Origin of the sequence: Streptomyces sp. NPDC048269 (assembly GCF_040652395.1) — a bacterium.
In the GTDB taxonomy this organism is placed as follows: Bacteria; Actinomycetota; Actinomycetes; order Streptomycetales; family Streptomycetaceae; genus Streptomyces.
Map to the genome: position 1 here is coordinate 413,449 of NZ_JBEZLW010000001.1, position 12,873 is coordinate 426,321.

At 73.0% G+C, this 12,873-nt stretch carries 8 protein-coding genes; 5 read left to right on the forward strand and 3 right to left on the reverse strand.

The window, feature by feature from the left end:
• The first annotated feature begins 23 nt into the window (after positions 1–23).
• Positions 24–530: a MarR family transcriptional regulator gene (locus tag AB0D48_RS02070; RefSeq protein ID WP_362389734.1), complete on the forward strand. Its 507-nt coding sequence runs from the start codon at positions 24–26 to the stop codon at positions 528–530.
• Positions 531–580: 50 nt separating this feature from the next.
• Positions 581–3,901, forward strand: coding sequence for a BTAD domain-containing putative transcriptional regulator (locus AB0D48_RS02075; protein ID WP_362389736.1), 3,321 nt, complete (start codon positions 581–583; stop codon positions 3,899–3,901).
• On the opposite strand, the gene AB0D48_RS02080 is transcribed toward AB0D48_RS02075, so the two are convergent.
• Positions 3,902–5,887: a sigma-70 family RNA polymerase sigma factor gene (locus tag AB0D48_RS02080; RefSeq protein WP_362389738.1), complete on the reverse strand. Its 1,986-nt coding sequence runs from the start codon at positions 5,885–5,887 to the stop codon at positions 3,902–3,904.
• A gap of 137 nt (positions 5,888–6,024) precedes the next feature.
• Complete coding sequence (locus AB0D48_RS02085; protein WP_362389740.1) at positions 6,025–6,795, reverse strand: helix-turn-helix domain-containing protein; 771 nt, start codon at positions 6,793–6,795, stop codon at positions 6,025–6,027.
• 339 nt (positions 6,796–7,134) lie between these two features.
• On the opposite strand from AB0D48_RS02085, the gene AB0D48_RS02090 reads away from it, so the two are divergent.
• Positions 7,135–8,553, forward strand: a complete 1,419-nt coding sequence (locus AB0D48_RS02090; protein ID WP_362389742.1) for an NAD(P)/FAD-dependent oxidoreductase — start codon at positions 7,135–7,137, stop codon at positions 8,551–8,553.
• Positions 8,554–8,688: 135 nt separating this feature from the next.
• Positions 8,689–10,488, forward strand: coding sequence for an ATP-binding SpoIIE family protein phosphatase (locus tag AB0D48_RS02095; RefSeq protein ID WP_362389793.1), 1,800 nt, complete (start codon positions 8,689–8,691; stop codon positions 10,486–10,488).
• 61 nt (positions 10,489–10,549) lie between these two features.
• Here AB0D48_RS02095 and AB0D48_RS02100 read toward each other — a convergent pair whose 3' ends face one another.
• Entirely contained in the window at positions 10,550–11,857 is a 1,308-nt protein-coding gene (locus AB0D48_RS02100) for an MFS transporter (RefSeq protein WP_362389795.1), read from the reverse strand.
• 133 nt (positions 11,858–11,990) lie between these two features.
• Here AB0D48_RS02100 and AB0D48_RS02105 point away from each other — a divergent pair, with 133 nt between their 5' ends.
• Positions 11,991–12,527: a MarR family transcriptional regulator gene (locus tag AB0D48_RS02105; protein ID WP_069921218.1), complete on the forward strand. Its 537-nt coding sequence runs from the start codon at positions 11,991–11,993 to the stop codon at positions 12,525–12,527.
• Positions 12,528–12,873 lie beyond the last annotated feature (346 nt).

A 12,873-nucleotide genomic window follows, 5' to 3' on the forward strand; every position in this document is an offset into this window, starting at 1 on the left:
ACGGAAGAGAAGGAGGACGCGAGATGAGCGACGCAGTGGACCTGATCGTCGGCCAGTGGGAGAAGGAACGCCCCGACCTTGCGGCCGGGCTGTGGCCCGTGGAGGTACTGGCCCGCGTCCAGCGGATGAACCGGATCATCGAGAAGCGGCTCAAGGCCTTCGCGGCCGAGCGCGACCTCGAGGTCGGCGAGGTCGACATCCTCTTCACCCTCCGCCGGTCAGGCCCCCCGTACGCCATGACAGCGGGCGCCCTCATCCCGGCCGCCATGGTGACCTCCGGCGCGATCACCAACCGCATCGACCGCATGGAGGCCAAAGGCCTGGTCGAACGGGTCCGGGACGGTCAGGACCGCCGCTCGGTCCGCATCCGGCTGACCGAGCAGAGCCTCGTGATCACCGAAGCGCTGTTCGCGGACCACCTGAGCCACTACGCGGAACTCCTCGCCCCGCTGGACCCCGCCACCTGCGCCACGGTCGCCCAGGCCCTGCGCACCCTCCTGGAGGCCAACGGAGACACCTCGATCTCCTGACCACCCCGAAATCCGCTGCCGCCCCCGCCGGGGCCAGGCAGAATTGGCCGGTGCGGTACCTCATCCTTGGCGCCACCGAGGCGCGCGACGAGACCGGCGCCCCCCTCCCCGTCGGCGGCGCCCGCCTGCGCGCGCTCCTCGCCGCCCTGGCCCTCCGCGCCGGCGGCCGGGCCTCCGTACCCGACCTCGTCGACGAGGTCTGGGGCGACGACCCGCCCCACGACGCCCCCGCCGCCCTCCAGGCCCTCGTCGCCCGCCTCCGTCGAGCCCTCGGCGGCCGGGACTCCGTCCATGCCGACCCCGCCGGCGGCTACCGCCTCGCCGCCGCCCGCGAGGACGTCGACCTGCACCGGTTCACGCGGCTCGCCGTCCAAGGCGGGCGCCAGCTCGCCGCCGACCCCGCGGCCGCCGCCGACACCCTGCGCACCGCCCTGGCCCTGTGGCGCGGACCCGCCCTCGCCGACCTGCCCGAGCCCGCCCGCTCCGCCCACGCGGCCGCTCCCGAGGCCCGCCGCGGCGCCGCCCTCCGCGACCGCATCGAGGCGGACCTGCGCGGCGGCGCCACCGCTCCGGCCGAACTCCTGCCGGAGATCGAGGCGCTGATCCACGAGAACCCGTACGACGAACCGATGCGCGTCCAGCAGCTGCGCGCGCTCCGCGCCGCGGGCCGACCCGCCGACGCCCTCGCCGCGTACGAACGCACCCGCCGCGCCCTCGCCGACGGCCTCGGCACCGACCCCGGCCCCGAACTCCGAGCCCTGCACACCGAACTCCTCCAGCCGCAGCCGCAGCCGCAGTCGCAGCCGCAGCCGCAGCTGCACTCCCCCGCCCACCCCCAGCAGCAGTCCGAACCGCCCGCACCCCCCGCGCCGGAGGCGGACGCGCTCCCCGCGCCGGAGGCGGACGCGCTCCCCGGGCCGGAGGCGGACGTGCCCCGCGGCAACCTCCGCCCCCGCCTCACCTCCTTCGTCGGCCGCGAGCCCGAACTGGCCGCCCTCCACACCGACCTGGCCCGCCACCGCCTCATCACCCTCACGGGCCCGGGCGGTTCCGGAAAGACCCGGCTCGCCGAGCACGCGGCCGCCGCCGACCCCGAGCCCGCCTGGATCGTCGAACTCGCCCGCCTCGACCACCCCGCGGCCGTCCCCGGCGCCGTCCTCAGCGCCCTCGGTCTGCGAGAGAACTCCCTGGTCGCCCGCGAGAAGACCGCAGCCGACGACCCCACCACCCAACTCCTGGAACACTGCGTGCACCGCAGCCTGCTCCTCGTGCTCGACAACTGCGAGCACGTCATCGGCGCCGCCGCCGAACTCGCCGACCGGCTCCTCGCGCACTGCCCCGGCGTCCGCATCCTGGCCACCAGCCGCGAACCCCTCGGCGTTCCGGGCGAGAGAGTCCGCCCCGTCGAGCCCCTCCCGCCCGACCCGGCCCACCGCCTGTTCGCCGACCGCGGCGCCTCGGCCCGCCCCGGCTTCACCCCCGACCAGGACCCGTCCGCCGTCGCCGAGATATGCGCCCGCCTCGACGGCCTGCCGCTCGCCATCGAGCTGGCAGCCGCCCGGCTGCGCCTGCTCGCCCCGCGCCAGATCGCCGACCGCCTGGACGACCGCTTCCGGCTCCTGACCGGCGGCAGCCGCACCCTCCTGCCCCGCCAGCAGACCCTGCGGGCCGTCGTCGACTGGTCCTGGGACCTCCTGGACGAGCCCGAACGGGCCGTCCTGCGCGGCCTCTCCGTCTTCGCGGGCGGCTGCGACCTGGCCGCCGCCGAGGCCGTCTGCGCCCACCCGTCCTACGACGCCGCCGACGTCCTCGGCTCCCTCGTCGACAAGTCACTCGTCCTGGCCGAACCGGACGACGCCCACGGCATGCGCTACCGCATGCTCGAAACCATCCACGAGTACGCCGCCGAGCGCGCCGCCGCCCACCCGGACGACGTCCGTGCCACCGCCCGCCGCCACGCCGTCCACTACCTCGCCTTCGCCGAGGAAGCCGAACCCCTGATCCGCTCCGCCGCCCAGCTCCCCTGGATCCGGCGCGTCGAGACCGAGCTCGACAACCTCCGCGCCGCCCTCCACACCACAACAGTCGAAGAAGCCGACACCGAGACCGCCCAGCGCCTCGTGTTCGCCCTCGGCTGGTTCTGGTGGCTGCGCAACTACCGCACCGAGGGATCCGAGTGGACCACCCGGATCCTCGCCCTCACCCCCGAGGAACCGCCCGAGGGTTCGCCCGCGTACTGGCGCTTCATGCGCCTCCAGGTCCTCGACATGTTCCTGCTGGCGGAGAGCAACGGCGCCGAGAAGTTCCGCACTCCCGCGTACCGCGCCCTCGCCGTCCGCATCAAGGAGACCTTCCGGCACGGCTCCCCCGAGACCACCAGCTTCCCCGGAATGCTCTGGCCCGCCACGGCCTTCCTCACCGGCGACGCCCTCGAATTCCACGCCGACCTCAACCGGTCGGTGGCCAACTGCCGCCGCCACGCCGGTGAATGGGAACTCGGCATGATCCTCATGCTTCGCACCCACGTCGCCATCGACGTCGCCGGCGGCTTGCCCGCCGTCGACGCCGACCTCGTCGAGCTCCACGAGATCGCCCACCGCGTCGGCGACCGCTGGACCCGAGCCCAGGTGGCGAGCGCCGCGGGCGAGGTCGCCCTCTCGCGCGGCCGGTACGCCGACGCCCGGACCGAGTACGAGGAGTGCCTGCGCCTCGCCCGCGAGGTCGGGGCCCACGTCGAGGCGCCCTTCGCCATCGCCCGGATCGCCGAGGCCGCCTACTGCGCGGGGGACTTCGACGACGCCGCACGGCTCCTGGCGGAGGCCGACAAGGAGGCCGACCTGTACGGCGGGGTGTACGACGTCAGCTCCTTCGCCCGGCTCCTCTCGGCCCTGCTCGCCCTCCAGCGCGGCGACGACGCCAAGGCGCGGAGCGAGTGCGAGCGCGCCCGCGCCGAGTCCGAACGGTTCACCGTGCCCGCACAGCTCACCGCCGGGCTGGACACCATCGACGCCGTCCTCACCGGCCGCGAACAGGGCCCGGCCGCCGGCCTCGCCCTGATCGGGCCCGCGCTCGCCGCCGCCGTCGCCGCCCGCTGCGCCGAGCGCTTCCTGGCCGGCATGGCCGAGACGGCCGCCGGGCTGCTGGCCGACGCCGACCGGCCCGCCGATGCCGTACGGGCCCTCGCGGCGGCCACCGCCTGGCGGGCGGGCCATCCCCGCTCGGTCCCCGAGAGCGCCGCGGTGGACGGCATCCCGGCCCGCACCCGCGCCCTGCTCGGCCCCGACCGCTACGCGCGGGAGGAGGCCGCCGGCGCCGCACTCGCCCCGCCCGCCCTCATAGCCACGCTCACCGGCTGCATCACGGGCAGCTGATCACCGGCAGCTGATCACCGAGTCGGCCCAGCTCACCAGCACGGGCAGGTGGCTCGGGCCGGCCGTCTCCACCACCAGCCGCAGCGTCCTGCGCCCGGCGAGGGCGACGTCCACGGCCGCCGGAGCGTCCCCGTACCCGAGAAGGGCGGACCGCCACAGCCGCTCCCCGTCGGCGAACACGGAGAACCGCACCGAGCCGTCGCCGACCAGCGAGAGGCCGTCCACCCCGGCCCGCGCCGAGAAGGCCGTGCACTGCCGGTTGAGGGTGATCTCCACGGAGGACCGGGAGTTCACGGTGATCCCCTGCCCGAACCGCCGGTCGCCCACCTCCAGGCCCCAGCGCTGCCACACCCAGCTGCTGCGCCAGGTCTGGATCTCCGGGCCGCTGTGGTCCCCGTACGCCGAGTGCCCGAGCCGGGCCAGCTGGAACCCCTGCGCCGGCTTCGGCGGAGGGGCCGGAGCCGGCTTCACCGAGGTCCGGCTCGGAGCCGGGGCCGGCGAGGGCTTCTCCGGGGCGGGCGGGGGAGACGGCGACGGCGAGGGTCGCGCGGGAGCGAGCCTGGCAGGCGCGGAAGGCGCCGGACTGCGCGGAGGTACGGAACGCCGCGCGGGCGGCGGCTCCGCCCCTGGCGGGCTCGGCTCCGGCTCCGGCTCGGGCGACGCGGGCGCGTCCGGCACCTTCGGGGCCGCCACGCCGGGCGCGGGCTTCGCCAGGGCCTGCGGATCGGTGTCGTCCCCGGCCAGCGCGAACACCACCCCGGCGGCCGCGGCGACCGCGATCCCGGCGGCGATGGCGGCCTTGGCCGGCACCCCCAGCCCCTCGGACACGACGGCACCTCCGACCCCGGCCCCCGACCCGGCCCCACCGGCAGCACCCGTACCAGCGGCCCCGGCAGCCCCGGCCCCACCGGCCGCCCCCGCACCAGCGGCCCCGGCCCCTGCCGTCGACCCGCCGACGGCAGCCGCAGCGGCCCCGGCTCCACCCGCGGCGACGGCCCCGCCGGCCACCACCCCGGCCGCCTTGGCCGCGTACCCGGCGGCGAACCACCCGATGACGGCGACCGGAAGCAGCGCGGGAATGCCCGCGTTGACGTCCTTGAGCTCCCCGGCGGCCAGCCGGCACTTCGCGCACTCCTCCAGGTGCTTGCGCAGCCCCCGCTCCGCCCGCATCCGCAGCCCGCCCCGCGCATGGGCGCCCAGCCGGTCCGAGTACCGCGCGCAGTCGCCGCCCGCACTCAGCGCCGAACCCACATGGGCCTGCAGATAAGCCTGCTTGAGCCCCTCACGGGCCCGACTGGCCAGCACCGCCGTCGCATTGGCGCTCAGCCCGAACAGCGGCGCGATCGCGCTCGGCGAGGCCTCCTCCACGGTGGTGTGCCACAGCACGGCCTGCCACCGCTCGGGCAGGCTCCGGAAGGCCTGCATGGCGAGGGACTGCTCGGCCTCGTGCATCGCCCGGACGTCCGCGCCCAGTTCGAGGGTCTCGTCCCCGGACAGGCCGGCCATCCCTGCCCCGCCCTCCGTACCCGTGGCCGCCTGCTCGGCGAAGACGGCGAAGTCCTCGACGAGGTGCTCCCGCCTGGCGGTCTTCGTCCAGGCGGCGGCGACCCTGCGCACGGTGGTCAGCAGATAGGCCCGCACCGACTGGTCCGGCCCGGCCCCGCCCCGTACCGCCTGGAGGGTCCGCGCGAACACCTCGGCGGTCAGGTCGTCGGCGGTGTGCCCGTCCCGGCAGCAGGTCCGCGCGTAGCGACGTACGGCAGCGGCATGCCGGCGGAACAGCTCCTCATAGGCACCGTCGTCGCCGGCCCGCATCCGGGCGATCAAGTCCCTGTCGGACGGCGGCAGCTCACCCCCGGTGCCCGACGAAGCGGCGTGCCGGCCCCCCGGTTCACGCTGGGCGGGTACGTGCCGGGCGGGCAGGCTGCCCGCTCCGGCCTCGCCAGCGGCGCCACCGAGTGGCTCTTCCCGCCCGTCAACGCTCATCGAGGAAGCCCCCGCACGACACACTCAACCGGTACACCGATCAAGCGTGTCACACGGCGGCCACGCACCGAATCCGTTTGCGCACCATCCACTCATCCGGGGACCGTCCGGTGAAATCCCGTACTGTCAACCGGAAATCACACCGTGCGGGACCGCAGTCCTTCGAGCAGGATGTCGAGCAGCCGCGTCGAAGCCGCCGCCTGCTGGGCCGGGTCGGGCAGCGCGGGCGCCGCCGTCGCTATCACGAGCAGCACATCGGCCACCGTGACGTCGGTCCGCAGCTCACCGGCCTCCCGGGCCCGGTCCACCAGCCGGCCGACGACCTCCAGCAGCGCACCCGCACCCGAGTCGTCCGAGGGCTCGTCCTCGATCGCGGGCCGGATGCCCACGACGCGCAGATCGGGAGCCCCACCGGTCGCGACGGCCTGGCGCTGGTGCGGAACCCGCGCCGTCTCGGACTCCTCGGCGCCGTCCTCGCTCGCCGCGCCCACCCGCAGCACCTGCGGCGGCAGCAGCCGCCCGGCACCCGAAGCCACGGAGGTGCGCAGGAAGCACGACAGCGCCTCCCACGGCTCCTCCTCCTGGCCCAGCGCGGTCCTGGCCTGCTCGGTCAGCCGGGCGGTCTCTTCCTCGGCTATCCGGCGGACCAGGACATCCTTGCTCGGGAAGCGCCGGTACACCGTGCCGACGCCGACGCGCGCGCGTCGCGCCACGTCCTCCATCGGCGCCCCGTAGCCCAGCTCGCCGAAGACCTCGCGGGCCGCGCGCAGGACGTGCTCCAGATTGCGCTGGGCGTCGACGCGCAGCGGCGTGGACCGGCCCACTCCGTGCGTGGCGGCCGCGATACCTCGACCGTTGCTCTCGACCGAGAGCGCGGTCGCAGAACCATGGAAATCGGAAATGTTCATATGTTTCCCCCGGTAATCATTTGTCTCCCCCCGGAGACACTCCCCGCCTTCACGTCGAGGGGGCCACGGTCATGGGGCCCAGTCCTACTCCTCGACGAGATACGAACATAGTTGAGCCAGAGTCAATTCAGAAGGGGCAGCCCCGGACGGAGCACCGCCCGATCGGAGCATTCACCCCCACTTTTCCGTTCCGACCCCTCGGAATCCCTCCTTCCGCATGCTCTGACCTGCGCATCTCCACCCCCTTCCGAGGCCCGCCCCGACGCCGTCCCAGCGCCACCTCCGGTCACACAATCTGTCGGGGCTGTGGACAAACTCCCGGCCACGTTGCGTCATGGGATGGTGAAGGCTGCTAACTCCCGGGGCACGGACCCCGGTACCCCGCCCCGCAACCGCATCCTGGTCGTCGGCGGCGGCTACGTCGGCATGTACACAGCGCTCAGGCTCCAGAGAAAGCTGAGAGCCGACGAAGCCGAGGTCACGGTGGTCACCCCCGAGCCCTACATGACCTACCAGCCCTTCCTCCCCGAAGCAGCCGCGGGCTCGATCTCCCCCCGCCACGTCGTGGTCCCGCTCCGCCGGGTCCTCGACAAATGCCGCATCGTCATCGGCGAGGCCCAGCGCATCGACCACGCCAAACGCACGGCGACCGTCACCACCCTCGCCACCGAGGAGGAGGGCGCCGGCGCCATCGAGATCGAGTACGACGAACTCGTCCTCGCCCCCGGCTCCATCTCCCGCACCCTTCCCGTCCCGGGACTCGCCGACTACGGCATCGGGTTCAAGACGGTCGAGGAGGCCATCGGCCTGCGCAACCACGTCATCGAACAAATGGACATCGCCTCCTCCACCCGCGACCCCGCCATCCGCGACGCGGCCCTCACCTTCGTCTTCGTCGGCGGCGGCTACGCGGGCGTCGAAGCCCTCGGCGAACTGGAGGACATGGCCCGCTACGCCGCGCGGTACTACCACAACATCAAGGCCGAGGACATGAAGTGGGTCCTGGTCGAGGCGAGCGACCGGATCCTCCCCGAGGTCGGCCCCGAGATGGGCGTCTACACGATCCGTGAACTGCGCCGCCGCAACATCGACCTCCGCCTGGAGACCCGGCTCGAATCCTGTGAGAACCGCGTCGCCGTCCTCAGCGACGGCGCCCGCTTCCCCACCCGCACCGTCGTGTGGACCGCAGGAGTCAAACCGCACCCCCTCCTGGCCGCCTGCGACCTGCCGAAGAACGAGCGCGGCCGCCTGGCCTGCACCTCCTTCCTCACCGTCGAGGGCGTCGAACACGCCTGGGCCGCCGGCGACGCCGCGGCCGTCCCCGACATCACCGCCGCGGAACCGGGCCGCGAATGCGCCCCCAACGCCCAGCACGCGCTCCGCCAGGCCAAGGTGCTCGCCGACAACCTCATCGCCGCCCTGCGCGACGAAGTCCTCACCGAGTACGCCCACAAGTACGTCGGCTCCGTCGCCTCCCTCGGCCTCCACAAGGGCGTCGCACACGTCTACGGCCGCAAGCTCAAGGGCTACCCCGCCTGGTTCATGCACCGCGCCTACCACCTCAGCCGCGTCCCCACCTTCAACCGCAAGATGCGCGTCCTCGCCGAATGGACCCTCTCCGGTCTTTTCAAGCGGGAGATCGTCTCCCTAGGCTCACTCGAACACCCCAGGGCAGAGTTCGAACTCGCCGCAGGCGGCGGCCCCAAGGAACCCCCGCCGAACCCCACCCCCAACCCCCCGCAGGACAGCCAGGGCTGACGTTGTCAGTGCGGTCGGCCACACTGGACGTGTGACCATAGGTGGGCTCACGTCTGCACAGAGTGACAACGTCCCGTCCGTGACCGACCACCAGCGACACAGCGACCACTTGCGACACCACGAGGCTTGAACGCAGTGAACTTCACGCGCTGGAGCGCCCGGTTTCCCGGAACGCAGCGCCGCGCCGCCGCCCGGACCGAACACGCCACCGCCCAGGCCAAGCGGGGTGAAGGCGCCGTCCCGGCAGCCCGCGGCGGCCGCGCCGACCCCGGAACCGAGCGGTCGACGCCCGCCGCGGACGGCCGCCCCGCCGACCCCACGGTCTCCGGCACCGGCAGCGGATCCGGTACCACCCCGGCCGTCGCCCCCGTTCCGCGTACGGGCGTCCCCGTCGCGGTGCCCACCCCCGACGAGCTCTCCGTGCGCGAGGTCCTCGGCCGGCTCCCGGCCCTGGTCGCCCTCGTCCACGGCCCCCAGCACCGCGTCGCCTACGTCAACGACGCCTACACCGCCGGCTTCGGCACCCGCAGTCCCGGCGCCCCCGCCCACGAGGCCCTCCCCGAGCTCGGCGAGCTCGGCCTGCTCCCCCTCCTCGACCAGGTCCAGCGCAGCGGCAAGCCCCGTACCGCCAAGAACCGCACGGCGCCCGGCGGCACCAATTCGTACACCGTCACCTGCACCCCGGTGGACTTCCCCAAGTCCGATGGCGACCCCGCCCCGGACCCCGACCACACCGGGATCCTGATCCACCTCGCCGACGTCACCGACCACGCCGAGGCCGTCGAACGCCTGCGCGCCAGCGAACGCCGCCAGCGCGAGGCCGCCGTCACCCTCCAGCGCTCCCTCCTCCCGCAGGAACTCGAACAGCCCGACGACCTGCGCATCGCCGCCACCTACCAGCCCGGCGGCACCGAGGCGGCCGTCGGCGGCGACTGGTACGACGTCATCACCCTCGGCGCCGGCCGCACCGCCCTCGTCATCGGCGACGTCATGGGCCGCGGGGTCCGCGCCGCCGCCGTCATGGGCCAGCTCCGCACGGCCGTCCGCGCGTACGCCCGCCTCGACCTGCCCCCGCACGAGGTGCTCCAGCTCCTCGACGGCCTCGCCGCCGAGATCGACGCCAGCCAGATCGCCACCTGCGTCTACGCCGTCCACGACCCCAACGAGGGCCTGCTCGTGTACGCCTCCGCCGGCCACCTCCCGATCCTCGTCCGCGACGAGGACGGCACCGTACGCAGAGCCGCCGACCCCACCGGCCCGCCGCTGGGCACCGGCGGCTGGCTCCACACCTCGGGCACCATCGCCCTGGTCCCCGGCTCCACCGCCGTCCTCTACACCGACGGCCTGGTCGAACGCCGCGGCGAAGACATCGACGAAGGCGTCGCCGCCCTGGAACGCGCCCTCTCCGGCGCCCAGGGCACCCCGGCCGTCATCTGCGACCGCCTGATGCGCGCCCTCGGCGTGGACGCCGATCACGACGACGACGTCGCCGTGATGGTCCTCCAGCAGCCCGCTCGCACCGGTGCGGACGCCGAGCTCTTCCACAACGCCGCCCTCGAACTCCTCGGCGGCATCGAGGCCGCCCCGCGCGCCCGCGCCTTCGCCCAGGGCGTCCTCGCCTCCTGGCGCTTCCCGGTCGAGCTGTGCGATCTCGGCGTACTGGCCGCGAGCGAGCTCGTCGCGAACTCCCTCCAGCACGGCACCCCGCCGATGCGCCTGCGGCTGCGCCGCACCGACCGCCGCCTGATCATCGAGGTCACCGACGGGGACGACCACCTCCCGCGCCGCCGCCGCGCCGAACCGGCCGACGAGACCGGCCGCGGCATCTCGATCGTCGCCACCATCGCCTCCTCCTGGGGCTCCCGCCGCACCCCGGGCGGCGGCAAGGCCGTCTGGTGCGAGTTCGCCCTGCCGGACAAGCACCCGGACAAGTAGCCGGACACGCCGAAGGCCCCGGTCCACCGGACCGGGGCCTTCCGCCTGCTTCCACGGGCGCTTACGCGGACACCGGCTCAGCGTCCTTGGCCACGACGGCCGGGCCGACGGGACCGGCCGGACCACCCTGCGCCACGACCCTGCTCAGCAGCGACGGGTTGTCCTGCACCGCGCTCAGCTGCTTCCCGAGCCGCAGCGCCAGCCAGGCGATCCCGAGCGACACGAGCACGAAGGTCCCGATGTAGAGCATCGGAAGCCCCGCCCCCAGCGGCACACCCAGCGGCCCCAGCGCCAGCGCCATCTGCTTGACCAGGGCGAACGCCGAGTTGTACTGACCCACGGAGCCTTCCGGAGCCAGGTCGGCCACCAGCGGCGGCAGCGTCGGCGACAGCATGGCCTCGCCGATGCCGAAGAGCCCGTACGTGGTGACGAACGCGGCGGCGGCCATCACGGCGCTGCCGTGCCCCAGGCCCGAGAACCCTGCGATGACCCACGCCACCGTCCAGATCAGACCGACCAGCGCAATGACCCGGGACCGGCGGCGCTTCTCGACGAGCCTCAGCACGACGAACTGCGCGACGACGATCGCACCGGTGTTGGCGGCCAGCGCGAAGCCCAGCGTCGAGGGAGAGATCCTGGCGGCCTCGGTACCGAAGGCGGCCAGACCCGACTCGAACTGTCCGTAGCAGGCGAAGAAGAGCACGAAGCCCAGGACGCACAGCTGCACCATGGGCTTGTGCCGCAGCAGCCGCTTCCACGCGCCGCCGCCCGCCTGGGCCGGGTCCTTCGGCACGGCGTCCTTGATGCTCGGCACCCGCGGCAGGCGGACGGTCACGATGATCCCCGCCAGCACCAGGAACATCACGGCCTCGATGCTGAAGAGAAGGGTGAAGCTGCCGGGCCGGCTCTCGTCGACGATCTGGCCGCCGATGAGACCGCCGATGCCCAGGCCCAGGTTCTGCATGAAGAACTGGAGGGCGAAGGCACGCGTCCGGGTGGACGGTGTGGAGCACCACACGATCATCGTGGCGAGGGCCGGCTGCATCACGGCTTGCCCGGCACCCAGCGTCAGGGCCGACAGCAGGATCGGCACGATCCCGGTGGAGAGCCCGAGAGAGAGCGCACCCGCCGAGGCGGCGACGGCCGCACCGATGACCACGGGGACGGGACCACGTCGGTCGATGACCCGGCCGGTGAGGGGCAACGCGACAAGAGCGCCCAGGGCGAAGGCCACGAACGCGCTCGTGGCGGCCATGGAGCCCAGACCTCGCACCTGCGCCACATAGATGTAGAGGAACGGAACCGTGAAACCGATGCCGAACGCGGTCAGCGCGTTCCCGGCCTGGATCCGCCGCATCGCAGCGCCCATCACCTTGGTCACTTCTCACCTGCCTTTGAGAGCCGAAGACTGAAGACTTCAGGACTTCATACCTAAACTTCGATGGTTAACTCTACACATCGAAGGAGTTAGACGCCAACGGGTTCGTGCGATACTTCGACCCATGGGTGACACCCCCGACGGCACTACGCCCGTCCACGAACCGAGCCTCGATGAGCAGATCGCCGTCTACCAGCGCGAGTTCCAGGACCTCGACCCCCAGGTCGAGAAGGTCGTGTCAGCGCTGAGCCGCCTGAACCGACGCATGAACGTCGCGTACGGACGCCAGACCGCGGCCCTGGGCATCAGCAACGCGGAGTGGGAGGTCCTCAAGGCCCTCGTCATCTCCGGAGCCCCGTACCGGATGGGCCCGAGCGAACTCGCGAAGCAGCTGGGCCTCACGCCGGCGGCGATGACCCACCGGATCGACCGCATGACGGCGGAAGGACTGGTCACCCGCGAGCGGGACGAGTCCAACCGGGTCCGCGTGATCGTGGAGCTCACCGACGAGGGCCGCAGCAAGTGGCTGGACGCGATGCGCGCGGCGACTGTCTTCGAGGAAGACCTCCTCCAGGACCTCTCCACGGCGGAGCGCGGGGTACTGGGCGACATGCTCACCCGGCTGCTGGACCGTGTGGAGGACCTCCAGTCCCCCAGCTGACCGCTGGAGTTGACACGGCCCCCGAGAGTCCGTAAGGTTCTTCGAGTTGTCCCAGAGCCGGAAGGTTTCGGCGACAACGAATCCCGCCGCCTCGTTGCGGCACCCAACTCAGCACGATCTCCCACTGGGAACGAATTCGGCATGCCCGAATTCATTTCCGAAGGCCGATTATGAATCGCCGGGGAAATCCACTAGAGTTCAGGAGTCGGAAGGGCCCAACGGCCCGGAAGGCAAACCCCGCTGACTGGGGGTCGGGCCCGAAAGAGTCTGATAGAGTCGGAAACGCAAGAACACAGAACGAAAGCCCGGAGGAAAGCCCGAGAGGGTGAGTACAAAGGAAGCGTCC

Bases quoted from the DNA above. Each gene is read 5' to 3' on its own strand.
- AB0D48_RS02090 (WP_362389742.1), top strand. From the start codon at position 7,135: ATGGTGAAGGCTGCTAACTCCCGGGGCACGGACCCCGGTACCCCGCCC.
- AB0D48_RS02100 (WP_362389795.1), bottom strand. From the start codon at position 11,857: ATGGGCGCTGCGATGCGGCGGATCCAGGCCGGGAACGCGCTGACCGCG.
- AB0D48_RS02085 (WP_362389740.1), bottom strand. From the start codon at position 6,795: ATGAACATTTCCGATTTCCATGGTTCTGCGACCGCGCTCTCGGTCGAG.
- AB0D48_RS02070 (WP_362389734.1), top strand. From the start codon at position 24: ATGAGCGACGCAGTGGACCTGATCGTCGGCCAGTGGGAGAAGGAACGC.
- AB0D48_RS02080 (WP_362389738.1), bottom strand. From the start codon at position 5,887: ATGAGCGTTGACGGGCGGGAAGAGCCACTCGGTGGCGCCGCTGGCGAG.
- AB0D48_RS02105 (WP_069921218.1), top strand. From the start codon at position 11,991: ATGGGTGACACCCCCGACGGCACTACGCCCGTCCACGAACCGAGCCTC.